General features: G+C 64.0%; 25 protein-coding genes. 13 read left to right on the top strand and 12 right to left on the bottom strand.

The window, feature by feature from the left end; translation table 11 throughout:
- Nucleotides 1-11 precede the first annotated feature (11 nt).
- Together AWB76_RS15050 and folE are read left to right on the top strand one after the other, a co-directional pair.
- Nucleotides 12-218 carry a hypothetical protein gene (locus AWB76_RS15050; protein ID WP_061160933.1) on the top strand — a complete coding sequence of 69 codons (207 nt, stop codon included), beginning with the start codon at nucleotides 12-14 and terminating at the stop codon, nucleotides 216-218.
- 91 nt (nucleotides 219-309) lie between these two features.
- Complete coding sequence (gene folE, locus AWB76_RS15045) at nucleotides 310-960, top strand: GTP cyclohydrolase I FolE (protein WP_061160932.1); 651 nt, start codon at nucleotides 310-312, stop codon at nucleotides 958-960.
- A gap of 61 nt (nucleotides 961-1,021) precedes the next feature.
- On the opposite strand, the gene epsC is transcribed toward folE, so the two are convergent.
- Together epsC and AWB76_RS15035 are read right to left on the bottom strand one after the other, a co-directional pair.
- On the bottom strand, nucleotides 1,022-2,014 hold the full coding sequence (epsC, locus tag AWB76_RS15040; protein ID WP_061161116.1) for a serine O-acetyltransferase EpsC: 993 nt from the start codon (nucleotides 2,012-2,014) through the stop codon (nucleotides 1,022-1,024).
- A gap of 134 nt (nucleotides 2,015-2,148) precedes the next feature.
- Nucleotides 2,149-2,382 (bottom strand): hypothetical protein, encoded by a 234-nt coding sequence (locus AWB76_RS15035; RefSeq protein WP_061160931.1) that lies wholly within the window; start codon nucleotides 2,380-2,382, stop codon nucleotides 2,149-2,151.
- A 289-nt stretch (nucleotides 2,383-2,671) separates the two neighbouring features.
- Between AWB76_RS15035 and AWB76_RS15030 the strand changes: the two genes are divergently transcribed.
- Nucleotides 2,672-3,280: a DUF3005 domain-containing protein gene (locus AWB76_RS15030; protein WP_061160930.1), complete on the top strand. Its 609-nt coding sequence runs from the start codon at nucleotides 2,672-2,674 to the stop codon at nucleotides 3,278-3,280.
- Nucleotides 3,281-3,355: 75 nt separating this feature from the next.
- Here AWB76_RS15030 and AWB76_RS41600 read toward each other — a convergent pair whose 3' ends face one another.
- Entirely contained in the window at nucleotides 3,356-3,508 is a 153-nt protein-coding gene (locus AWB76_RS41600) for a hypothetical protein (protein ID WP_167357755.1), read from the bottom strand.
- A gap of 176 nt (nucleotides 3,509-3,684) precedes the next feature.
- On the opposite strand from AWB76_RS41600, the gene AWB76_RS15025 reads away from it, so the two are divergent.
- The 3 genes from AWB76_RS15025 (at nucleotide 3,685) to AWB76_RS15015 (ending at nucleotide 5,353) form a co-directional block, all read left to right on the top strand.
- Nucleotides 3,685-4,137, top strand: coding sequence for a hypothetical protein (locus tag AWB76_RS15025; protein WP_061160929.1), 453 nt, complete (start codon nucleotides 3,685-3,687; stop codon nucleotides 4,135-4,137).
- 106 nt (nucleotides 4,138-4,243) lie between these two features.
- The gene (locus AWB76_RS15020) at nucleotides 4,244-4,846 is read left to right on the top strand and encodes a short chain dehydrogenase (RefSeq protein ID WP_208606574.1); all 603 of its coding nucleotides are present in this window, start codon (nucleotides 4,244-4,246) and stop codon (nucleotides 4,844-4,846) included.
- Between the two features lie 81 nt (nucleotides 4,847-4,927).
- On the top strand, nucleotides 4,928-5,353 hold the full coding sequence (locus AWB76_RS15015) for a GNAT family N-acetyltransferase (RefSeq protein WP_061160928.1): 426 nt from the start codon (nucleotides 4,928-4,930) through the stop codon (nucleotides 5,351-5,353).
- Here AWB76_RS15015 and AWB76_RS15010 read toward each other — a convergent pair.
- The 5 genes from AWB76_RS15010 to AWB76_RS14990 all read right to left on the bottom strand — a co-directional run bounded on the left by AWB76_RS15010 (nucleotide 5,350) and on the right by AWB76_RS14990 (nucleotide 11,372).
- Nucleotides 5,350-6,288, bottom strand: a complete 939-nt coding sequence (locus tag AWB76_RS15010; protein ID WP_061160927.1) for an SMP-30/gluconolactonase/LRE family protein — start codon at nucleotides 6,286-6,288, stop codon at nucleotides 5,350-5,352. The genes AWB76_RS15015 and AWB76_RS15010 overlap by 4 nt on opposite strands.
- Before the next feature lie 34 nt (nucleotides 6,289-6,322).
- Nucleotides 6,323-7,663, bottom strand: a complete 1,341-nt coding sequence (locus AWB76_RS15005) for a type II toxin-antitoxin system HipA family toxin (protein WP_061160926.1) — start codon at nucleotides 7,661-7,663, stop codon at nucleotides 6,323-6,325.
- Nucleotides 7,663-7,917, bottom strand: coding sequence for a helix-turn-helix domain-containing protein (locus tag AWB76_RS15000; RefSeq protein WP_061160925.1), 255 nt, complete (start codon nucleotides 7,915-7,917; stop codon nucleotides 7,663-7,665). The genes AWB76_RS15005 and AWB76_RS15000 overlap by 1 nt, the downstream gene beginning before the upstream one ends.
- Before the next feature lie 127 nt (nucleotides 7,918-8,044).
- The gene (locus tag AWB76_RS14995; RefSeq protein ID WP_061160924.1) at nucleotides 8,045-9,619 is read right to left on the bottom strand and encodes an aldehyde dehydrogenase (NADP(+)); all 1,575 of its coding nucleotides are present in this window, start codon (nucleotides 9,617-9,619) and stop codon (nucleotides 8,045-8,047) included.
- Nucleotides 9,620-9,842: 223 nt separating this feature from the next.
- Complete coding sequence (locus tag AWB76_RS14990; RefSeq protein ID WP_061160923.1) at nucleotides 9,843-11,372, bottom strand: MFS transporter; 1,530 nt, start codon at nucleotides 11,370-11,372, stop codon at nucleotides 9,843-9,845.
- A gap of 270 nt (nucleotides 11,373-11,642) precedes the next feature.
- Here AWB76_RS14990 and AWB76_RS14985 point away from each other — a divergent pair, with 270 nt between their 5' ends.
- From AWB76_RS14985 to AWB76_RS14975, 3 genes are all read left to right on the top strand, one after another.
- Entirely contained in the window at nucleotides 11,643-12,116 is a 474-nt protein-coding gene (locus AWB76_RS14985) for a universal stress protein (RefSeq protein WP_061161114.1), read from the top strand.
- Between the two features lie 106 nt (nucleotides 12,117-12,222).
- Entirely contained in the window at nucleotides 12,223-12,942 is a 720-nt protein-coding gene (locus tag AWB76_RS14980; RefSeq protein ID WP_074171356.1) for a helix-turn-helix domain-containing protein, read from the top strand.
- 165 nt (nucleotides 12,943-13,107) lie between these two features.
- Complete coding sequence (locus AWB76_RS14975; protein WP_061160921.1) at nucleotides 13,108-14,403, top strand: SUMF1/EgtB/PvdO family nonheme iron enzyme; 1,296 nt, start codon at nucleotides 13,108-13,110, stop codon at nucleotides 14,401-14,403.
- A gap of 123 nt (nucleotides 14,404-14,526) precedes the next feature.
- Here AWB76_RS14975 and AWB76_RS42700 read toward each other — a convergent pair whose 3' ends face one another.
- Nucleotides 14,527-14,661 carry a hypothetical protein gene (locus AWB76_RS42700; RefSeq protein ID WP_279616407.1) on the bottom strand — a complete coding sequence of 45 codons (135 nt, stop codon included), beginning with the start codon at nucleotides 14,659-14,661 and terminating at the stop codon, nucleotides 14,527-14,529.
- A 94-nt stretch (nucleotides 14,662-14,755) separates the two neighbouring features.
- On the bottom strand, nucleotides 14,756-15,973 hold the full coding sequence (locus tag AWB76_RS14965) for a PepSY-associated TM helix domain-containing protein (RefSeq protein WP_061160919.1): 1,218 nt from the start codon (nucleotides 15,971-15,973) through the stop codon (nucleotides 14,756-14,758).
- A gap of 351 nt (nucleotides 15,974-16,324) precedes the next feature.
- On the opposite strand from AWB76_RS14965, the gene AWB76_RS40910 reads away from it, so the two are divergent.
- From AWB76_RS40910 to AWB76_RS14950, 3 genes are all read left to right on the top strand, one after another.
- Nucleotides 16,325-16,762, top strand: coding sequence for a hypothetical protein (locus AWB76_RS40910; RefSeq protein WP_167357754.1), 438 nt, complete (start codon nucleotides 16,325-16,327; stop codon nucleotides 16,760-16,762).
- Between the two features lie 26 nt (nucleotides 16,763-16,788).
- The gene (locus AWB76_RS14955) at nucleotides 16,789-17,568 is read left to right on the top strand and encodes a DUF2145 domain-containing protein (protein ID WP_244173371.1); all 780 of its coding nucleotides are present in this window, start codon (nucleotides 16,789-16,791) and stop codon (nucleotides 17,566-17,568) included.
- A gap of 166 nt (nucleotides 17,569-17,734) precedes the next feature.
- The gene (locus AWB76_RS14950; RefSeq protein WP_061160915.1) at nucleotides 17,735-18,658 is read left to right on the top strand and encodes a sterol desaturase family protein; all 924 of its coding nucleotides are present in this window, start codon (nucleotides 17,735-17,737) and stop codon (nucleotides 18,656-18,658) included.
- 61 nt (nucleotides 18,659-18,719) lie between these two features.
- Here the strand turns inward: AWB76_RS14950 and AWB76_RS14945 are convergent, their stop codons facing one another.
- Nucleotides 18,720-20,279, bottom strand: a complete 1,560-nt coding sequence (locus tag AWB76_RS14945; RefSeq protein ID WP_061160914.1) for an MFS transporter — start codon at nucleotides 20,277-20,279, stop codon at nucleotides 18,720-18,722.
- Between the two features lie 114 nt (nucleotides 20,280-20,393).
- Between AWB76_RS14945 and AWB76_RS14940 the strand changes: the two genes are divergently transcribed.
- Nucleotides 20,394-21,077: a hypothetical protein gene (locus tag AWB76_RS14940; protein ID WP_061160913.1), complete on the top strand. Its 684-nt coding sequence runs from the start codon at nucleotides 20,394-20,396 to the stop codon at nucleotides 21,075-21,077.
- 3 nt (nucleotides 21,078-21,080) lie between these two features.
- Here the strand turns inward: AWB76_RS14940 and AWB76_RS14935 are convergent, their stop codons facing one another.
- On the bottom strand, nucleotides 21,081-21,602 hold the full coding sequence (locus tag AWB76_RS14935) for an SDR family NAD(P)-dependent oxidoreductase (protein ID WP_445343872.1): 522 nt from the start codon (nucleotides 21,600-21,602) through the stop codon (nucleotides 21,081-21,083).
- Between the last annotated feature and the right edge of the window lie 50 nt (nucleotides 21,603-21,652).

The raw sequence follows: 21,652 nt of genomic DNA, 5'->3' as shown, positions 1-21,652 counted from the left end.
GGAGAGGCGACATGAGCAACGAATACGCCGGACGTTCTCAGGAAGACCGCATCGCGCAGCGCAAGGGCCGCAAGCCAACCGCGCAGGAGCAGCCGGGCGGGTCGATGGCCGAGCCCGGCACGGAACCCGACAAGGAGCACAGCAGCGGTGTGCTGACGGAAGAAGGCAAACAGGTGTGGCGCACGGGCTCGGGCATCGACGGAGGCGGAAAAACCTGACATCCGTATCGACCATCCGAAACGTGGAACAATGGCGGGGTGCCGAATGCACTGAACGTACTATTTGCACCTTGACTCACAGGAGCTTTCGATGAGCGCCCCGCGCAAAAACCATCTTTCAGGCTCGGACATGCCCGCTGATACAGCCGATCGTCCGACCCGCGAGGAAGCCGAAGCCGCCGTCCGCGTTCTGTTGCGCTGGGCCGGCGACGATCCGAGCCGCGAGGGCCTGCTCGACACACCAGGCCGCGTCGTGCGCGCGTATGAAGAGTTTTTCGCGGGCTACACGCAAAATCCGCACGACATCCTCGCCCGCACGTTTTCCGAAGTGCAAGGCTATGACGAAATGATCGTCCTGAAGGACATTCGTTTCGAAAGCTATTGCGAGCATCACATGGTACCGATCATCGGTCGCGCGCATGTCGCCTATCTGCCGAACAATCGCGTCGTGGGCATTTCGAAGCTCGCGCGCCTCGTCGATGCCTTCGCCAAGCGTCTGCAGATTCAGGAGAAGATGACCGCGCAAATCGCCGATACGCTGAACGAAGTGCTGCAGCCCATTGGCGTCGGCGTGATTCTCGAAGCCGCGCATCAATGCATGTCGACGCGCGGCGTGCACAAGGCGGGCGTGTCGATGGTCACCTCACGCATGCTCGGCTCGTTCCGCGACGATCCATCGACGCGTCGCGAGTTTCTGGCCATCGTCGGCAATCAGAACGCGTTCAGCGTGTCGAATACGTAGCGTCGTCGCACGACATCACGCATGCGCAAAACAGAAAGGGCCTCGCGGCCCTTTCGTCTTTTCATGCGCCGAATCCGTTGCCCGGCGCATCCGGACCGGAACCTTCGCGGATCTTGCCCTGCGACACGTTGCTGCCCGGCGGCACGCTGTGCGTGAGCCAGACATTGCCGCCGATGACCGAGCCTTTGCCGATGGTCACGCGGCCCAGAATCGTCGCACCGGCATAGATGACGACATCGTCCTCGACGATCGGATGCCGCGCATTGCCCTTGACGAGCGCGCCATCGCTCGTCGAAGGAAAGCTCTTCGCGCCGAGCGTCACGGCCTGATAGACGCGCACATGCTGACCGATCACCGCCGTCTCGCCGATCACGACGCCCGTGCCGTGATCGATGAAAAAGCTCGGGCCGATGGTCGCACCCGGATGAATGTCGATGCCCGTGAGCGAGTGCGCGATCTCGTTGATGAAGCGCGCGAGCAAGGGCACGCCGAGCTGGTGCAACGCATGGGCGAGACGATGATGCGTCATCGCCCATACGCCCGGATAGCACAGCAGAATTTCGGTGATGTGCTGCGCGGCCGGATCGCCGGTGAACGCAGCCTGTATGTCGCTCACGAGCAGCGCGCGGATATGCGGCAACTGTGCGCCGAACTCGCGCGCGATGGCGAAGGCTTGCGCGGAGAGATCGGCCTCGCTCGTCTCGCGATGCTCGGGCAGAAAGCGCAGCGCGCGGCGGATTTGCTCACGCAGCAGACGCAGGTTCGTTTCGAGCGTCTGCCCGACGTAGTAGTCGACGCTTTCGTCGGTCAGATCGGGCGCACCGTAGTGCGTGGGAAAGAGCGCGGAGCGCAGGCCATTGACGATCCCGACGATCGCCTCGCGTGAAGGCAATTCACGTATGCCGAGCGGATGCCGCGTGCGATGCAGCTCTTCGCGCGACTGGCGCAAGTCTGCGACGATGCGCGCGAGACCCCATTCCTGAGGCGTGTCGTGCGCGGTGTCGCGGGATGTGTCGAGCGGCGGTACGGCGCCAAACCTGGGCGTGTTCTGCATGTTGGCCATGATGCGAGAGAAGCGGCCGCCGCGCGTGCGCACGACGGATGAAGCATCAAGGGTAACCGGTTTTGGACGAGCCTGCCGTCCGGCGGCTCGCCTGCCTGTGTTCCCTGCGCTTCATGAGCTATCGCTCACACTGTCACGTTGCTCGCGTCGATCCAGCGCACGGCCCAGTCGCGCGCGTGCGCGATGGCTTCGCCTTCGTTGCGGAATCGTAAGTCGGATGGAAAGAATCGGTTCGCGACGAGTTCGCCATCGCTCGATCGCGAGATCACTACATACGGCTGGTAGCTGCCATCTCCGGCCCGGGCGGGCGCGCAGTTTAGAAGGTAGCCTCGATGTGAAAAGGCTGCATCGTGTTGCATGAGTCACCTGTGTGAAAGTGCCCTGCTCGCTCGAATCGCATTGCGCTTCTTCGACGGCAAAATGACACGCCCTCCTGATTGCTCGTGTTCGCGTATTGCGCTTTGCCACCGACAGGTTCCAAATGATACTTGCAGGAAATCGGCTTGGGGTCGAAAAAAAAGCCTGAAATTTAGCTCGTCCGTTAAGGCGCCCTCAGGCAAGGCTCGCGGTTCCGTCGCCAAATAGCCGGAACGAGTCTTGCGTACAGGCTTGGCCAATTCACGTCTAACTTCCAACGGAGCGCATGCGATGAACAACGCTGAAGCAAATGATCCGCAAGGCAAGCAGAAGGATCAGGTCGCCGACAGTCCGATCAAGACGCCCGGCACGGAAACCGCGCACGTGAAGATGAGCGACGCGCAGAAGGCCGCAGCGGGCGGCGAAGCGCATGCGGGCGCGGGCGCGAAAACCGAGACCACGAAGGAAGGCTTGCACGTCGGTCCGCAAGGCGTCTATGAGAAGCCGCCGCGCGGCGTCGATGTCGCGAACGACGACGGACCCGACGACACCGTCGATGCCGACGCGAAAAGCATTCACGCGCGGCGCGAGGCCGAAATGCGCGCACGCGAGCCCGACTCCGTGATCAACTCGAACGCGACGACGGTGAACTACGTATCCGAACCGGGCGACGGCCTCGGCGGCTTCGACAGCCGTCCCGGCCGCAATGGCATATTGCTCGCGCTCGAGCGCGGCTATCGCATGATCGATCGCGGCATGGTCGCGCCGACTGTGCCCGAGGTCGAAGACAAAGTGCGCTTCGAAGCACGCGATGCGCACGGCCATACCTTGCGCGGGCGCAAGCACTACGCGCTCAATCATATGCGGCCATCGCGGCTGTTCGAGATCGAGCGTGGATGAACAGGATACGCATCACGCATAAGCAAAGAGCCGCATGGACTATGCGGCTCTTTTTACTTGCGCGCGTTCGCGACGTTACTTTTTTTCTTCCTTCTCATCGTCGGATTCGATGCGCGTCACGCCGCCCGTCGCGGGCGGATCGCTAGCGGGAAACGTGTCTTCGACAGCTTTGTCGAGATCCTCTTCGTCGCGTTCGGAATGAGGATGTTGTTCCTTGATATTGCTCATGGCGCCCTCCTGTGTGCGTCGTTCAATAGACTTGGCTGGAAGCAACGCGCATACCTTAGGGCTGGCACGGCGTATGCGCATAGGCACGGCGAATTAAACGCCGCATCGCAGCAAGTGCGATCGTGGCCGACAAAACGACGCAGCATTGCCAAGAGTCGATAAAGGGGAAGGACCACATGACCACCCACGCCTACGACGGTTTTGACGAAGCATCCGACGAAGCCGCGCCGCTTCAGACGGTAGCCCGGCACATCGTTACGCCGGAGCAGCGCTTTACATCGGCGATCGCATGTCTCGGCGCAGCATGGGCGCTGTCGTGGGCCGAATTGGCGTTGACGCTCGCGATCGGCCTTCCCGGCGATGCATCGAGTCATCCGCTCGCGGCCATGCTCGCTTCGCGCGTTCTGATCGGCCTGCTGTATGTGTGCGTCGCGTCCCGGCTGCAATGGGCGCGCTGGCTCACGGTCGTGCTCGGGTTCGCATCCGTTGCGCTCGTCGCGCCGACGCTCGCGCTGCAATGGCACGTGTTTCCGGCCGCTGCGTTCGTGGGCGGCGTGGGACTCGTCTGCAAGTTCGCGGCCTCGCTCTACCTGCTTTCGCCGATGCCCGCACGCCTCGCGACGCAGTAGCCATTCGAAACCGGCGGTTTGCAATCCTTGAAGCGGACGCGGCTTGCTCGCGCGTGACGCCGCTCGCACAATGCATGACCATATCAACGTCAACCATGCGAGCCCGATCATGAAAATCGCTGTCATCGGTGCGACCGGAACGGTCGGCCAGGCGGTCGCCGCCGAACTGAAAGCCCGTCATGAAGTCTTCGAAATTGGCGCGACACGCGGCGCGTATCGCGTCGATCTGCTCGATCCGGAGAGCATCAGGACGCTCTTCGAGACCATCGGCAAAGTCGATGCGATCGTCGCGACGGCCGGCCACGTGCATTTCGGCCCGCTCGTGAAGATGACGCCGGAGCAGTTCCGCCTCGGCCTCAACGACAAGCTTATGGGTCAGGTCAATCTCGTGCTCACGGCGCGCGATCATCTGAACGATGGCGGTTCGTTCACGCTGACGAGCGGCATCGTCGGCGCGGAGCCGATTCGCGAAGGCGCGAGCGCGGCGGCGGTCAACGGCGCGATCGAAGGCTTCGTGCGCGGCGCGGCCATCGAATTGCCGCGCGGTCTGCGCATCAATGTCGTGAGCCCGACGATGCTCGAAGAAGCGCGCGAAAGCTTCGGTCCGTACTTTCGCGGCTTCGAGGCCGCGAGCGGCGCGCGTGTGGCGCTGGCCTACAGCCGCAGCGTCGAAGGCGCGGAGACCGGACGCATCTACACCGTGCACTGACACTTGCGCGCGCAAAGTGTGCATGGAGCGCGGCGCGCCGATCGCTTATTCTCCGCTTCATGAAGCTCATGGAGCGGCGCGATGCAGTGGACCCGGGACGACTATCGGTTGAGCACGAATATCGATGAATTCGACTTCGATGTCGTGCATCGTTACCTGAGCGAAGTGGCGTACTGGTCGCCGGACGTCGCGCGTGAAAAAGTCGAGCGCGCCGCGCGCCATTCGCTCGCGTTCGGGCTGTTTCGCGGCAATGCGCAGATCGGCTATGCGCGCATGATCACGGACACGGCCACGTTCGCCTATCTCGCGGATGTGTTCGTGCTGCCCGAGCATCACGGCGCGGGCCTCGGCACATGGATGATGCAATGCGTGATGGCGCATCCCGATCTTCAGGGACTGCGCCGCATGATGCTGGTCACGTCCGATGCGCACGGGCTTTATGCACGCTTCGGCTTTGCGGCGAGCAAACATCCGGAGCGCATCATGGAGAAGATCGGCAAGGCTTAGCCGCCCTTCGCGCCCTGCGTATTCACGTAGAGCGAATAAAGCCCGTGGCTCGCCGCCATGAACAGGCGATTACGATGCCGTCCGCCGAAGCACACGTTCGCGCAGCGCTCCGGCAAGTCGATATGGCCGATCGCCTCGCCTTGCGGCGTGAACACGCGCACGCCGTCGAGTTCGGCATCGCCCATGCCCCAGCCGCACCACAGGTTGCCGTGAATATCGACGCGAAAGCCATCGGGCGTGCCCGGACCAGCGTCGATCAGAAGACGCGGCTCGCCGAGCTTGCGGCCGCCGTCGAGCACGTCGAACGCGTAGATCTTGCGCGGCGTCGAGCGCGATTCCACCACATACAGCACCGATTCGTCCGGTGAGAACGCGAGGCCGTTCGGGCCGACGAACGCATCGATCATCATCGTGATTTCGCCGCTCTGGCCGTCGACGCGATACACGCACGGCTTCAGTTGCGCTTCGTTCTTCTCGCCTTCGTAGAAGCCGTCGATGCCGAAGCTCGGATCCGTGAACCAGATCGAGCCGTCCGACTTCACGACGACATCGTTCGGCGAATTGAGCGGCTTGCCCTCGAAGCGATCGACGATGACGGTGATCGAGCCGTCGTATTCGGTGCGCGTCACACGCCGCGTCAGATGCTCGCAGGTGACGAGCCGCCCTTCGCGGTCGCGCGTGTTGCCGTTCGCGTTGTTCGACGGTTTGCGAAACACGCCGACCTGGCCGCTTTCTTCGTCCCAGCGCAGGATGCGGTTGTTCGGGATATCGCTCCAGAGCAGATAGCGGCCGTCGCCGAACCAGACCGGGCCTTCGGACCAGCGCGCGCCCTGATAAAGACATTCCACGGACGCCGCGGCGATGCGCAGCGCGTTGAAGCGCGGGTCGAGAACGCGCACGGCGGGGTCGGGGTAGCGGCGCGAGTCGCTTGTCATGTGGTTCGTCTCCGTTGATTGGTTGTTGTCAGGATTACTCGGCGGGCATGACTTCCAGCTCGGCTACGGATCTTTTCAGGCCGTCGAAAATACGCTCGGCGACCCGAGGCGGAAAGTCCGTGGGCAATTGCGCCGTGACTTTGTCGATGACCGCCGGCGTGCTTTCGATGATCCGCTGAATGATCGGCTCCGCGTTCTCTCCGAAGCCGCATTTTCGAGCCATTGCGTTGAAGTGCCGGCGCTTGATCTCGCGAAAGGCATAGTGCCGGCTCGTGCCGGGTATAGCCATCGCAAGTTTCGCTTTGTACCACGACCACAGCTTGGCGCCATCGCCTTCCACTGGCCAGATCGACATGACGTCGTAGACCGGCGTGAGGCGGTATTGTCCGCCTCTCGACAGGCGAATGCTGAAGTTCTTCGCGTGGCCGTCCGGCGCGGCAAGCAGCCAGAACAGAATCTGCGCGGTCACGAGCGTTTGAATGTCGCGGTTTGCCAGCGTCGATTGTTGCAACACGCGCGCGAGTTCGAGCACGCCCGGGCCTCCGTCGTGCTCGTATTTCTTGTGCGGGGGCAAACCGTTCGCCTGACAAAAATCTTCCTGCGGCAAACGGAGAATCCACTCGCCATTGCGATGCACGCGCCGGTCGAAACGCTCGACGACCAGCACGCGTTGCTTGCCGAAGGTCGCAATCTCGACGTTCGCAGCAGGCAAGCCGAACGCCTGCAGGAGACGCATGCACAGCCACTCGTTCTCGACCGACGTCGTGAGATCGGCGCGTCGATTGCCGACCAGTCCCAGTGGCAACTTGAAGATGTGTGTCGTGGGCGTCGCGCCGTGGGGCTTGAGCCATCGACCGTCGTGCCGTAACAACGCGGTTTTCTCCTGCGCGCCCGCGAGCGAGATGCGAAAGTCGTCGTCATGATCGGTACCCAAGGGAGCACCGCCGGCGGCCTGATTCAGCAGGTTCTCGATGCCATCGTCATCGAGCGGCGTCCCTTCGATGCTCTCGACGTCTTTAGGCGCTTCGTCGTCGGCGAGCAGTTGCACCGCGCCGACGCAATCCCGCCCGATCGCCCTTAGCAAGTCGAAGGCATCGGCGCTGCCGGTCTGGAAACGCTGCGCGATGCGGCGCCGGATCGGCTCGCTGTCGGGGAGAAGATTGTCGAAGTAGTTGAGAACCGCGTCGCCTTTCAGCGGCGCGCCGTCGAGACGAATCGGCAGAGACAGGGAAAGAGGCCGCGCCTCGTCCGAGCGAATCCAGTCCGGGTCGTACACGAGCTCCGCCGATCCGCGCGCGGGCAGACTCCACGTCGCCACGCGCTGATCGTTGGCCCACACGGACAGCGCGCGCGAATGAGGCCGCCGCCCGGCCATTACCAGTCCACCTCGTTGGCTTCGATCAGCGACGTGTCGGGCCGGGTTTGCACCACCAGCTGAAGCCCGTAAGCACCGAACATCGCGAGAAGTTGGTCGAGCGTCAACGCGCGGGAATCACGTTCCAAAGTAGAGATGCGGCTTTGACTGATACCGAGGCGCGCCGCCGCCTGCGTTTGCGTCAGACCCGCGCGTTTGCGGCCCGCCGCGAGCACGTGGCCCATCTGGGCAACCGTAACGATGACTTGTTGCATGGCTTGCCTATCTGTGTGGCGAATAAACGCATTTTATTCGCCACACAGATAGGCGGTCGATCTAAACAAAATATCTCTAAAAAGAATAAAATGCGTTTATTCGTATCAGAGATATTTCACTCGAGATTCAATTCGGCCCCAACTCCCCGTCCCTCAACCGCCACAGATTCAGCGGATTGTCATCCGCCAGTGACGCGGGCAACAGCGCCGCCGGCAAATCCTGATAGCACACCGGCCGCAGGAAACGCTCGATCGCCATCGCGCCGACCGACGTCGAGCGGCTGTCGGACGTCGCCGGGAACGGCCCGCCGTGCACCATCGCGTAGGACACTTCCACGCCCGTCGGGAAGCCGTTCGCGAGAATCCGCCCCGCCTTGCGCTCGAGCACCGGCACAAGCCGCCGCGCAAGCTCGACATCGCTCTTGTCGATGAGCAAGGTCGCGGTCAACTGGCCTTCCAGACGGCGAGCGACCGAAATCATCTCGTCCTCGTCGCGGCACACGACGATCACCGACGTCGGCCCGAAAATCTCCTCCGCCAGTTGCGGCTTCGCGAGAAAGTCCTCCGCACTCACGCGATACAGCGCCGGCAGCGCGCCGCTCGACGCTTCGCCCGTCTCGCCCGTCGCAATGCGCTTCGCGGCCTCATCGCGATGCTTGAGCCCATCCGCGTAGGCCGCCGCGATGCCCGCCGTGAGCATCGTCTGCGTGGTCTTCTTTTCGAGCGCGGCCGCGGCGTTGTCGATGAAATCGTCGAGATCCGGATTCGCGAGGCCGATCACGAGGCCCGGATTCGTGCAGAACTGGCCGACGCCCAGCGTGACCGAATCGATATAGGCCGCCGCGAGCGTGTCGCCGCGCACCTCCAGCGCGCCCGGCAACGCAAACACCGGGTTCACGCTGCTCATCTCGGCGAAGACGGGAATCGGCACTGCGCGTTTCGCGGCGATATCGACGAGCGCAAGTCCACCGCGCCGCGAGCCGGTGAAGCCCACCGCCTGAATCGCCGGATGTGCGACGAGCGCCTCGCCGATCGCATTGCCCGCGCCGACGACGAGCGAGAACGTGCCCTCGGGCAAACCGTTGTCGGTCACGGCCTTCTGCACCGCGCGCCCGACGAGCTCGGACGTGCCCAGATGCGCCGGATGCGATTTCACGACGACCGGGCAGCCCGCCGCGAACGCCGCCGTCGTATCGCCGCCCGCAACCGAAAACGCCAGCGGAAAGTTGCTCGCGCCGAACACGGCGACAGGGCCGACCGGAATCTTTTGCAATCGCAGGTCGGAACGCGGCAGCGGTTTTCTGTCCGGCTGCGCGGAATCGAGCGTCGCGCAGAGCCAGCGGCCCTCGCGCACGAGCGATGCGAAGAGCCGCAATTGCCCGACCGTGCGCGCGCGCTCGCCTTCGAGACGCGCCTTCGGCAGCGCCGATTCGGCCATCGCGCGTTCGATCAGCGTATCGCCGAGCGCGATGATGTTGTCGGCGATTGCTTCGAGAAACTGCGCGCGCGTCTCGAAAGGCGCGTGCCGATAATCGTCGAAAGCGGCTTCCGCCAGTTCGCACGCGCGCGCGACTTCCGCCGCGCCGCCGCCGCCGAACGCCGGTTCGAGATCGGCGTTACGCGCGGGGTCGAACGCGCGGAGGGTGGCATCGGTGCCCCGCACGGCCGATGCCCCGATCAGCATGTCTCCGGTGATCTTCATGTCAGTTCCTCATCTTCGTTGGCGGTGAGCGGCAGGCGCGTGGCGCGGCCGCCCGCTTAAGCGAGTGACCCGCGCCCCGCGCAAGCGTTCCGCGCGAGGCGTGCGAGTCGTCGTCGAGGGCAGAGAAGCAAATGCGGTGCGCGGTCGATGCGAAGCCGGAAACCGGTCCGTCCGGTGAAGCAAAAACTATAGGCGGGGCGAACCACTTGTCAAAGAAGCGGCGTCAGGATTTCTCCACGGGCGTCGCGTGCTTTCTGAACGTGATGTGCGCGATGCGCCGCACCAGCAGCGCCGCCACGAGCGCGGCGACGGCCGTGAGCATCACGCCGATGTGAATCGACTGCACGAGCGCGTCGCGGGCGGCGTCGAAGAGCGCGGCGGCATCGAGCCCGCCCGCGCCGAGTTCGGCGAGAATGCGCTCGCGCAACGCTTCATCGACGAGAATGCGCGGGTCCGACAGACGCGGCAGCCATTGCGCCGACACCGACGGGCCGAGCACGCTCACCGTGCGCGTCACGACGCTCGCATAGTGATGCGCGACGATCGTCCCGACAATGCTCGTGCCCATCATCCCCCCGACCATGCGCGTGGATTGCAGCAGCGCCGTCGTGATGCCGAAACGCTCCCGCCCGGCAATCTCCTGCCCGAAGATATTCATGTTGTTCAGGATGAAACCGAGGCCGATGCCGGTCGCGGCCATCGGCAGCTCGATCCACAGATGCGGCGTCGATTCGCGCGCGAACGCGAGCCCCACCGACGCGATCAGCAGCAGCGTGAAGCCGATCGACAGGATATTCACCGGCTTCTTCATGTGAATCACGATGCGCGTGTTGATGAAGCTGCCGAGCGCGATGCACGCGGCGATCGGCGTCGCGAGCAGACCGGCGGCCTGTGGCGACAGGCCGAAGCCGCCTTGCAGCAGAAGCGGCGCGAAAAAGATCAGCGAGAACATCACGAAGCCCGCGAGGAAGGACAGCGTGAAGAGCGTGTTCATCTGCGCGTCGCGGAAGATGTCGAGCGGGATGATCGGATGCGTCGCGCGCCGCTCGCAGATCAGCAGCGCCGCCGCGCAGATCGCCACGCCGATGCCGAGCGCGATATTCGCGGTCGTGATGCCGTCCTTGGGCAGCGCCTCGATCAGCGCCTGGAAGCCGCCGAGCACCAGCGCGACGAGCACGGCGCCCGTCCAGTCGATCTTCACGCCGCCCTCGCGCGGCCGATGCAGATTCGGCAGATGCGCCCAGATGAAATAGAGCGCCGCCGCGCCGACTGGCAGATTGACGAGAAAGGTCGAGCGCCATCCCCAGTGCTGACTCATCCAGCCGCCGAGCGACGGCCCCGCCGCCGTGCCGATGCCGTAAGCCGCCGCGAGCACCACCTGCCAGCGCACGCGGGCGCGCGGATCGGGGAACAGATCGGGAATCGACGCGAACGCGGTCCCGACCATCATCCCGCCGCCGACGCCTTGCAGCCCGCGCGCGAGCACGAGGAACAGCATGCTCGGCGCAAGTCCGCACAGCACCGACGCGACCGTGAACGTGATCACCGCCGCGATCACGAAGCGCTTGCGCCCGAAGTAATCGCCGAGCCGCCCGAACACCGGCACCGTCACGACCGACGCCAGCAGATAAGCGCTCGCGATCCACGCGTAGAACTCGAAGCCGTGCAATTCCGCGACGATCGACGGCAGCGCGGTGCTGACCACCGTCTGATCGAGCGCGACGAGCATGTTGACGAGACCGATGCCGAGCATCGCGTAGAGAGCGGTTCTGAACGGTAAGGCAGGCGGCGATTGAGTCACGGTGGGGCGGGCTGGCTGGAGAAGTGCTAAAAAGAGGCCGCGCCGTCGATTCTTAAGCGGGCGCTGATGTCGAAGAACCACGAATTGTACGACCTGCCTTGCGCCAGATCGACTTATCGCAAAAAAGCAGCGCTGCGGTGCGCGGCGTGCGCTCTAACATGCGAAGTCATGGAAGACGGCGCGCGCCGTGCGCCGATCGATCGATTTCAGGGGAAAACCGTCATGTTCAAACGCATACTCGTCGCCATCGACGGCAGCCGGACTTCCGAGCGCGCCTTCAGTGCCGCGCTCGATCTGGCCGTCACGCATCAGGCGGTCGTGCAACCGTACTATGTCGTCGAGGCCGGCCCCATGTATCTCGACGTGCCCGGCTACGATCCCTCGTCGCTGCATTCGAGCCTGATGGAGCAAGGCGCATCGCTCGCGCGCGAAGCCGCCGATCAGATGAAAGCGCGCGGCGTGACGGGCGAAGTCGTGACGGTCGAAGCCACCGCGAGCGACGACGTCGCGGCCCTCATCGTCAACGCGGCGCATACGTTCAACGCCGACCTGCTCATCATGGGCACGCATGGTCGCAAAGGATTTCAGCGGCTGATTCTCGGCAGCGTCGCGGAGCGGTGTCTGCGCCAGGCAACACTGCCGGTGCTGCTGATTCCATCGGCTGCGAGCGACCCAGCGGAAAAAGCAAGCCGATAAGGTAAAAAAGTTTGATCGATGCCCTGACCGCGACATTTTTTCACGCGGACGGGGTGATGGCCTATGGGAGAATCGTTTTGTCATTCATCAACAAAATGAACCCCAAATGACCGCCCTGTCCGACCTTTCTCGCGCGCGCCGACAATCGGCGCACTGCTCGACCTGCGCGATGCGTCATCTCTGCATGCCGGAAGGCTTGTGCGCGAACGACATCGCCAAGCTCGAGAACATCATCTCCGTGACGCGCAAGGTCAAGCGGGGTGACGCGCTCTTTCGCACCGGCGACCGTTTCGATGCGCTGTTCGCCGTGCGCTCCGGTTCGATCAAGACGGTCATCGCGCACGACGGCGGCCGCGAACAGGTCACGGGCCTGCTGCTCGCGGGCGATGCACTCGGCTTCGAAGGCATCGAGGAAGGCGAGCACACGTGCGACGCCATCGCGCTGGAAGACAGTTCAGTGTGCGTCGTGCCCTATTCGCTCTTCGAGCGCATGTGCCGCGAAACCGACGCGCTGCAAAAGCGGCTGCATCGCATGATGAGTCACGCGGTGAACCGCGAGGCGAATCACGTCGTGCGGCTTGGCATGCTGCGGGCGGACGAACGCGTCGCGCGGCTTTTGCTCGATCTCTCGTCGCGGCTCTCGAAGCGCGGTTACGCGTCCTCGGAATTCACACTGCGCATGACGCGCGACGACATGGGCAGCTATCTCGGCATGACGCTCGAAACGGTGAGCCGCACGCTGTCGCGCTTCGACAAGGCGGGTCTCATCGAAACGCAGGGCAAGTTCATCCGCATTCGCGACTTCGAGGCGCTGCGCGCCGTCTGACGGAGCGCAGCGGGCGATTATTGCGTTCGCGAGAATAATCGCCGCCTATTTTTCAGTTGGCACGCGGTTCGCTACGGTTTAGTCTCTTTTGTTCGGCCGACGCGAGCTTTGCCGCGCGTCCGGCCGAATGCGAAGCCAACTGGCCAGCCACGGAGATTGGGCGACATGAACCGCGAACCTTCCCTGCGTCATCCGCTGCTCGAACGCCTCGCCGAGGCGCGCCGCGTCACCGACGCGCTTTTCGACGTCGTCAAGCCCGAGCACCTGTACGACAGGCCGATCGCCGAGCGGCATCGCATCGTCTTTTATATCGGGCATCTCGAAGCCTTCGACCGCAATCTGCTCGATCGGCGGCTCTTCGACCTGCCGAGCCCGAATCCCGCCTACGATCAGCTTTTCGCCTTCGGCATCGATCCCGTCGATGGCGGCCTGCCCACCGATCAGCCCGCCGACTGGCCCACGCTCGACGAAGTGCGCGCGTATCGGGACAAAGTGCGCGCCGATATCGACGCACATTTCGACCCGACCCGGATCGCCGCCGCGCCGCTTTCCTCCGACGAACCGCCCGCGAAGCTGCTCGAAGTCGCGATCGAGCATCGGCTGATGCATGCGGAAACGCTCGCGTACATGCTGCATCAATTGCCGGTCGATAGAAAAATTGCGCCATCGAATGCGTTTTCCGAGCGCACGTCCGATCGCGCGCTCACGCACGAAACGGTGCACATTCCGGCGGGCCGCACGACGCTCGGACTCACGCGCGAAAGCGGCACGTTCGGCTGGGACAACGAATTCGGCGAGGAACGCATCGACGTGCCGGCGTTCGCGATCGACCGCCATATGGTGACGAACGGCGACTATCTGCGTTTCATCGATGCCGGCGGCTACTGGAATCGCGATTACTGGGACGACGCCGACTGGGCGTGGAAGGAAGAGCAGCGCATCGCGCATCCGGCGTTCTGGATTCCCGGCGACGACGCAGAGGACGCGTGGAAGCTGCGCACGATGTTCGATGAAATCGCGCTGCCGCCCGACTGGCCCGTGTACGTGAGCCATGCCGAAGCGAAGGCGTACGCGCGCTGGGCGGGCAAGTCGTTGCCGACCGAAGCACAGTGGCAGCGCGCGGCGTCGGGAACACCGCAGGTCGCGGAAGGCAATTTCGATTTCCGCCGATGGGACCCGTCGCCGGTGCAGGCGCATCCGGAGAATCGCAGCGAGTTCGGCGTCGAAGGGCAATTCGGCAACGGCTGGGAATGGACATCGACGGAGTTCGGCCCGCTGGCGGGCTTCGAGCCGTTTCCGTTCTATCTCGGCTATTCGGCGAATTTCTTCGACGGCAAGCACTTCGTGATCAAAGGCGGCTCGCCGCGCACCGCCGCGTGCATGCTGCGGCCGAGTTTCCGCAACTGGTTCCAGGCGCATTATCAGTATGTCTATGCAGGGTTCCGCTGCGTGAAGAATTAGACCATTCGCGCCGATGCCCGAAGCCTTGCCCTCGACGTATTCGAACTCGCGCAGCACCAAAACACAAACGCCGCGTGCTCTTGTGAACACGCGGCTTTTTTTTTGCGCTGCGGATGAAACCGGTCAGAAATCCGTCGTCATCGACAAGAGCACCGTGCGCGGCGCGCCCTGCGTCAGATAACCGCCGATCGTCAATGCCCAGTACGACTTGTTCGCCACGTTGAGCACGCTCGCACCGAGATCAGCTTCGGATGGCAAGAAACCGATCGGCGGGCCGAACTTCCTGTTCAATGTGAATGCGGAATACGACGTGCCGATGCCCAACGGTCTCGCGCTGACGGCGCGCTTTATTTCACGAAGTCAGCGAGCGCGCCGCCCGCGCGTTCGCGACGGCAGCCGAATGCCGGCGCGCCGCGCGCTTTCTGAACCAGATGATGAGGCCGGTCGCACTGAGCACCGCGACCGCGATGCCCACGGCGCTCACGAGAATGCGCCCGCCGATGCCGATGATCCGCCCCGAATGCAGCGGAAACTGCGCCTGCATGAAGATGTCGCCAGCCGAGCCGCGGCCTGGAATCGTCGAGCCGGCGAGCGCGCCCGTTTGCGCGTTGTAGTAGAGCCAGGCGTTGCCGAGACCCACGTCGCCGTGATCGTGTCCCGGCGCGAAGAAGCCGACGCCGTACGCCTTGAACATCGGCGCGTAGTAGAGCGCGCCCATCGGCCCGGTCAGGTTCTCGCGCTTCGCGTCGCGCGTCGCCTTCTCAAGAATCTCTTCGCGCGTGGCGAGCGCCTTGCCAGGCGGGCCGGCGCGCACGAGTTCCGGGTTGTCGAGGAACGACGGCGAGAGCTTCGAGAACATCGACACGACCGGGCGCACGACCGGCTCGGAAAGATTCATCGAAATCGATGTGAGCGCCATTACGAGCAAGAGGCCCCAGATCCACACGCCGCCGGAACGATGCAGGTCGAACGTGAGCGCGTAGCCGCCGCGCTTGACGCGAAAAGCGAACGACTTGCGCCACGCCTTCACGCTCGGAAACGACAGAATCAGCGCGATGCCGCTGTCGAAGAACCACAGAATGCCGACGATGCCGATCAGCCACGTGCCGATATCGAAGCCGCCGACGATCGGCAGATGCAGCGTGTAGTGCAGCTTGTAGAGAAACGGCATCAGGTCGATGCGCGCGAGCGACACCGCGCCCCACATGCGCCGCGCCTGCACTTGCCCGGTCGCGGGATCGACGGCGATCTGGCTGTACGCGACATCGAACGGCGCGTTGGTCGCCGGATTCGTGCGCGGCATCACCATCATCTGCGCGGTGTGTCCCGGTTCGACGCCGAGCGGCAGATATGTCACCTCGACACGCGGATCGGCGGCTTCCACGCGGCGCGCGAGTTCGAGCGGCGGCAGCGCGGGCGCGTTCGTGCGCGCCTCGAAGAACGTTGGGTTGAGGAGTCCGTCGATCTCGTGATCCCACGCGATGATCGCGCCGGTGAGACCCGAGACGAACAAGAAAAGCGCGGTCGCGACGCCGAGCCAGCGATGCAGGCGAACCAGAACCGGTCTCATGCCCGCGAATCCTCGGAGCGGTGGTCGTGCGCGACAGCGATCATCTTTATTGCGATGTAAATGGGAATTGTTCTCAATTATACCGGCGTGCGCTTGTACGCACAAGCTGTTCGTAAGCTGCTTACCGACTTTTTGTCCTTGATCGATGTGGGGTGTGGAACCGGAAGCTTAAAAAGGCGCGGGCCGTCAAGGCAGCATGCCGTCGCTCAGGCATCAGTTCTCAGCTAACTCCGATTGATCAGAGGATTCGACTTTCAAAGAATGGACATTTCCCCATTCCGGAACCATTCTCTGATGTCGATCAAACCTTTCCTTCTCGCGTCGATAATTGCCCTGCTACCAGCGTTTTGCATGGGGCAATCCGCCAATGTCAAAACGCCGAGCGACGCGATCTCTACTGGCGCCGTGTCGATCCTGGTGTCGCCGGCGGCTAGCGTTGCGGCGAGCGTCGGCGGCGACAATCCTTCCGCTGGCGTCGCACTGGCAGGGATGGGCAGCATGTTGATCGTCGCCGGCATCGTCGAAACGGGCAAAGACGCGGTCGACGTGCTTCTGACCGCCTCGCAGTCCGCAGGCAAGGCGTCGTTGAAGATGTCGAAGGAAGCGTTGAAGCAGGCCGGGTTGTCGGTCGGTCAGTCGGTCAACGTCGTCGCGCAGTCTACTGGCACGGCGCTGGTCGCATCCGGCAAGGTACTGGCGTTCGTGCCGAACGCGGCCGGTGAAGCCCTGCTGCATCACGCGCGCGTGCCAGGCGAGAGCCCCGCGCCCCACGCTCAAGCCGCGCAATGACGCGCCGTCAGAGGGTGGCTGGCGCAATGCTGGCCCTGCTCGGCCTGCTGGCCGTGCCGCACGTTCAGGCCGGACAGCGCTGCGAAGACACGGCGTTGACGCCAGCAACGCTGCAAAGCGCGATGTCTACCGCCCAGCGCGTCACGGCCGAACTCGACCGGCGCGGCATTCAGGTCGCCGTGCTCGGCCGGGTCGGCCAGGATCTGAGCAAATACGGCCTGAAGTACAGCCATGCCGGTTTTGTCTATCGCGAGAGTCCGGCGGCGCCTTGGCAGATTGCGCATCTGCTGAACACCTGCGGCACCAGCAATTCGGACCTTTGGTACGAGGGCGTCGGAAACTTCTTTCTCGACGACATGTTTTCCTACGACGCGCTCGTCATCGTTCCGCCGCCTGCCACGGCGCAGGCGCTTCTGGCGCGCCTGCCGCAGGGAAACGTGCTGCGATCGATGCATGACAAGGATTACAGCCTTGTCGCGTATCCGTTTTCGACCCGGTATCAGAACTCGAACACATGGGTTCTCGAAACGCTGGCCGCCGCGAGCGCTCGCGACGCGACGCTCGGCAACCGCGAGCAGGCGCAAGCCTGGCTCAAGATGGCGGGCTACCAGCCGTCCGAGATGGAACTCGGCACGTTCACCCGGCTCGGTGGCCGGATGTTCAAAGCCAACGTGGCATTCAACGACCATCCGAACGAACTGCGCTATGCGGGCCGGATTCGCACGGTCACCGTCGAGTCCATCAAGCGCTTTCTAATGTCGAGGAATGAAGGCTGGACCGTCTTCGAGATTCCCGCCCGGCCGTAGCGCCTCGCGACATACCCTGAAACAACTCCCGCGAAACGCCCGCCCCTTATGCCACAAGGCTTTGCGGGCGGGCCGTGACATTCCGTGAAATAGTTTGTGCGTGGTTTTTAACCGGGCCGATCGCCACAATGGGTTCATTCGCAACCACCCACCAAGGCGAACCATCATGGAACTGGCACTGCTCGGAAAAATTTCGATGTATGTGATGGGCGTCGTTCTCGCTGCGTCGATGATCGAGGCCGTCGTCCTGCACTTCAAGCACAGAGGCACCGACAAAGCCTTCGACTGGCACGAGACCTGGATCTCGCTCGTCGATCTCGTCGGCCGCAAGCTGCTCGCCTTCGTGCCGATCTCGCTCGCGACGCCCGTGTTCAACTTCGCGTGGGAGCATCGCATCCACACCGTCACGACGAACACCGCACTCACGATCTTTCTGCTCTTCATCGGACAGGAGTTCTGCTACTACTGGTATCACCGCGCGTCGCACACGATCCGCTTCTTCTGGGCCAATCACGCGGTGCACCACTCGCCGAACCAGTTGACGCTGTCGTCTGCGTACCGTCTCGGCTGGCTGACCAAGCTCGCCGGTTCGTCCATCTTCTTCACGCCGCTCGTGTGGCTCGGCGTGAAGCCGGAAGTGGTGCTCGCGGTCGTATCGATCAACCTGCTGTACCAGTTCTGGCTGCACGCAACGTGGATTCCGAAGCTCGGCTGGCTCGAATATGTGTTCAACACGCCGTCGTCGCACCGTGTGCATCACGCATCGAACGCAACGTATCTCGATGCCAACTTCGGCGGCGTGCTGATCATCTTCGATCGCCTCTTCGGAACGTACGTGGAAGAGCGCGCCGAAGAGCCCTGTGTCTACGGTCTGACGACGCCGGTGACCTCGCATAACCCGATCGTCGTCGAGATGCAGCACTGGGTCAGCCTCGTGAAGGACATGTTCAACGCGAAGAGCGTGTCGGATGCGGTCGGCTTCCTGCTGCGTCCTCCGGGCTGGCTGCCGAACGGCGAAGGCCACACGACCGAAGCGCTGCAAAAGCGCGCCAAGTCGATGGAACAACAACCGGCCCACGTCGGCCAATAACGAAGCTTCACGGCAGCACCTTCGCATCCCGATGTCCGGCTCATCCCGGCATCGGGATTTTTCATTTCCTGCGATAAATCGTCGCTGCCGCCACGCCCGCCGCCGCGAGCGCGCACACGGCGGACAGCGCGGCGACGGCGCGCAGCGCATCGGCGATGGCATCGGCTCGGGCGCGCGCAAGCGGTGTCGACGACGCCGGCGCCGGCTGCGCATCCAGCCCGCGCATGCGCTCGTGCGGCACGTGCAGCCGCTCGAGCCGCGCCGACAACGCCGCGTCGTGCGACCACACGAACACGATGCCGAGCACGGCGATCGCGAGCAGGCTCGCCACGCGCGCGACCGCGTTGTTGATACCCGACGCGATGCCCGCGCGCCCGCTTCCCGCCGATGCCATCACGGTCGTCGTCAGCGGCGCCACGGTGATCGTCATGCCGAGCCCGAGCACGACCAGCGCGGGCAGAAAGCCCTTCCAGTAGCTGCCCGCGACGAACGGCAGCGCGAGCATCGTGAAGCCGAGACCCGCAACGCACGGCCCCGCGATCAAAAGCGTGCGCGCCCCGAAGCGGCTCGTCAGCCCGCCCGTGAAGCGCGACAGCAAGCCGATGATGAGCGGCATCGGCAAGAGCGCCGCGCCCGCTTCGGTCGCGTCGAAGCCATACGCGCGGATCAGCGTGAACGGCAGGAAGAACAGCACGCCGCCGAGCCCGAAATAGAGCAGCAGCGTGACGAGATTCGCGCCGGTGAAATCGCGCGAGCGGAAGATGTCGAGCGGGATCATCGGATCGCGGGATCTGGCTTCGATCGCGATGAACACGGCGAGCAGCACGACGCCCGCGCCGATCATCGCGAGCACGAGCGGATCGGCGAAACCGCGCGACGGCGCTTCCGTGAGACCGAAAGTCAGCGCCGCCAAGCCCGCCGCCGTGCTCGCCGCGCCGGACCAGTCGAGCGTCTGCGGCGCGCCGGCGTCGTGGCTGTCGGGAACGGAGGCGAGCGCCAGCGCGATCGTCGCGGCGGCGAGCGGAAGGTTAAGGAAGAAAATCGCGCGCCAGGAGAAGGCATCGACGAGCCAGCCGCCCGCCGCCGGACCGACCGATGACGTGATCGCGCCGACGCCCGCCCACGTGCCGATCGCGCGCCCGCGCTCCTCGCCGTCGAACACCGCGCCGATGATCGCGAGGCTGCCCGGCACGAGCAGCGCCGCGCCGATGCCTTGCAACGCGCGCGCCGCGATCAGCCAGCCGGTGCCTGGCGCGAAGCCGCACGCCGCCGACGCCACCGTGAAGATCGCGATGCCCGCGACGAACACTTTGCGCCGGCCGAGCTTGTCGCCCATCGCGCCGCCGACCAGCACGAGCGCGCCGAGAAAGAGCAGATACGCGTTGACGACCCACTGCATCGCCGCAATGCTCGCGCCGAGTTCGCTCTGGATCGACGGCAATGCGACATTGACGACCGAGCCGTCGATGAACGCCATGCTCGAGCCGAGTATCGTCGCCGACAAGGCAAGGCGCTTGCGCCGGCACGGCTGATCGGAGGCGACGGGCTGCGCGCGAATGGCGAGTTCGTCGCAAGGGCTCGTGGGCGAGGCGACGGCGTGCGCGCGTTGCTGGCTATTCAATGGCGCTCCTTGTCATCGACACATGCTCACGTCGAACAGGCTAACCGAGTCCGCGATTCCACGCTGAACGCTGGCGAGTTAAGCTAGTCATTCCGCTCGCATCGGAATGACGTCATGAGTCGAACAGAGGGAGTTGCGCAAAGCCGATGGCTCGCCGATGCGCGCGAGGAAATCGACGCGGCGCTCCGAACCTGCGATCAAGCATGGCTTCACGACATGAGCATGCGCTGGGGCTGCCGTCTCGCGATGCTCGTCGCGGACTTCGGCGTGCGCGTGATGCTGCATGAAGAAGGCGTCGCCATGAAGATCGAGCTGCCAGCGGATAGCAACAGCGCGCTCATCGGCTGCGATGACGGCAAGCCCGATTCGCTCGCCCGCGCCGCCTGGATCAAGCTGCCGAAATTCGAGGAGCACGCAGTCGCCGTGCTCGAAGCGAGCGCGCTCATTCAGGGCGATGCGCAATGCACGGCGTGCCGCGACACCATCCTCGCGTGGCGTCAGATGCTCATCGCCGCGAACGAGTGGCCGAGAGACGAAGCGGACGCGTACATCGGCCACGCATGCCGGCCCATACTGAAGCAGTTCATGAATCTCGCATCGTGCGCGACGGACGGGCATCAGTTCGAGCTCGCGCGCGAAGGCGATTACGCGCAAACGTGGCGCGAGTTCGAGAACTTCTGTCTCGACGAAGAGGCCGCGCCCGTGACCGAATGGGGCCGCAAATACCGGCATCGGCGGGACATATTGACGATGCCCCGCCCGCTCGACGTCACCGCCGAAACACGGCCGGCCGCCTGAACGTTACGCGTGACGGCCGGCCATCACGCCGCCGTCGACGGGAAGCACTGTGCCCGTGATCCATGCCGCTTGCGGCGAGGCCAGAAAGAGAATCGCTTCGGCGACGTCGGCGGGCTGCCCGTTGCGGCCCAGCGGATGGAACGCATTGAACGCGGGCAGCGTCTCCTTTACCTGATCGTCGCTCATGAACGTGTTGTAGACAGGCGTTTCGACAACCGCCGGCGCGACCGTATTGATGCGAATGTTCGATGCCGCCAGTTCGATCGCGAGATTGCGCGTGAGCGCATGCACGCCCGCATTCGCTGCCGAATAAGCGGCCGATGGCGTCGCGCCGATCGCTTGCAGCGCCCACAGCGAGCCGGTCTGCACGATGGCGCCCGCGCCGCGCTGCTGCATCGCCTTCGCGGCTGCTTGCGCCATGAAGAACTTGCCCTTGAGGATGGTGTCGAGGAACCAGTCGTATTCCGCTTCGTCCACGTCGATGAACGCTTTTGGCCGGGCGGCCTCAAATCTGACGTGCAACACCTGTTTCGTATAAGGTGTTGCGATGCACGAAAGAACTCAGTATCAACAGC

Origin of the sequence: Caballeronia temeraria (assembly GCF_001544795.2) — a bacterium.
GTDB classification, from domain to species: domain Bacteria; phylum Pseudomonadota; class Gammaproteobacteria; order Burkholderiales; family Burkholderiaceae; genus Caballeronia; species Caballeronia temeraria.
Note: the sequence above shows the minus strand (reverse complement) of the source record. Positions and strands in the feature narration are given on the sequence as shown.

Bases quoted from the DNA above. Each gene is read 5' to 3' on its own strand.
- AWB76_RS14995 (WP_061160924.1), bottom strand. From the start codon at position 9,619: ATGAAGATCACCGGAGACATGCTGATCGGGGCATCGGCCGTGCGGGGC.
- AWB76_RS15050 (WP_061160933.1), top strand. From the start codon at position 12: ATGAGCAACGAATACGCCGGACGTTCTCAGGAAGACCGCATCGCGCAG.
- AWB76_RS14985 (WP_061161114.1), top strand. From the start codon at position 11,643: ATGTTCAAACGCATACTCGTCGCCATCGACGGCAGCCGGACTTCCGAG.
- epsC (WP_061161116.1), bottom strand. From the start codon at position 2,014: ATGCAGAACACGCCCAGGTTTGGCGCCGTACCGCCGCTCGACACATCC.
- AWB76_RS41600 (WP_167357755.1), bottom strand. From the start codon at position 3,508: ATGAGCAATATCAAGGAACAACATCCTCATTCCGAACGCGACGAAGAG.
- AWB76_RS14955 (WP_244173371.1), top strand. From the start codon at position 16,789: ATGCTGGCCCTGCTCGGCCTGCTGGCCGTGCCGCACGTTCAGGCCGGA.
- AWB76_RS15035 (WP_061160931.1), bottom strand. From the start codon at position 2,382: ATGCAACACGATGCAGCCTTTTCACATCGAGGCTACCTTCTAAACTGC.
- AWB76_RS14950 (WP_061160915.1), top strand. From the start codon at position 17,735: ATGGAACTGGCACTGCTCGGAAAAATTTCGATGTATGTGATGGGCGTC.
- AWB76_RS40910 (WP_167357754.1), top strand. From the start codon at position 16,325: ATGGGGCAATCCGCCAATGTCAAAACGCCGAGCGACGCGATCTCTACT.
- AWB76_RS15030 (WP_061160930.1), top strand. From the start codon at position 2,672: ATGAACAACGCTGAAGCAAATGATCCGCAAGGCAAGCAGAAGGATCAG.
- AWB76_RS14980 (WP_074171356.1), top strand. From the start codon at position 12,223: ATGACCGCCCTGTCCGACCTTTCTCGCGCGCGCCGACAATCGGCGCAC.
- AWB76_RS15005 (WP_061160926.1), bottom strand. From the start codon at position 7,663: ATGGCCGGGCGGCGGCCTCATTCGCGCGCGCTGTCCGTGTGGGCCAAC.
- AWB76_RS15010 (WP_061160927.1), bottom strand. From the start codon at position 6,288: ATGACAAGCGACTCGCGCCGCTACCCCGACCCCGCCGTGCGCGTTCTC.
- AWB76_RS15000 (WP_061160925.1), bottom strand. From the start codon at position 7,917: ATGCAACAAGTCATCGTTACGGTTGCCCAGATGGGCCACGTGCTCGCG.
- AWB76_RS14940 (WP_061160913.1), top strand. From the start codon at position 20,394: ATGAGTCGAACAGAGGGAGTTGCGCAAAGCCGATGGCTCGCCGATGCG.
- AWB76_RS14975 (WP_061160921.1), top strand. From the start codon at position 13,108: ATGAACCGCGAACCTTCCCTGCGTCATCCGCTGCTCGAACGCCTCGCC.
- AWB76_RS14965 (WP_061160919.1), bottom strand. From the start codon at position 15,973: ATGAGACCGGTTCTGGTTCGCCTGCATCGCTGGCTCGGCGTCGCGACC.
- AWB76_RS15025 (WP_061160929.1), top strand. From the start codon at position 3,685: ATGACCACCCACGCCTACGACGGTTTTGACGAAGCATCCGACGAAGCC.
- AWB76_RS15015 (WP_061160928.1), top strand. From the start codon at position 4,928: ATGCAGTGGACCCGGGACGACTATCGGTTGAGCACGAATATCGATGAA.
- folE (WP_061160932.1), top strand. From the start codon at position 310: ATGAGCGCCCCGCGCAAAAACCATCTTTCAGGCTCGGACATGCCCGCT.
- AWB76_RS14990 (WP_061160923.1), bottom strand. From the start codon at position 11,372: ATGCTCGGCATCGGTCTCGTCAACATGCTCGTCGCGCTCGATCAGACG.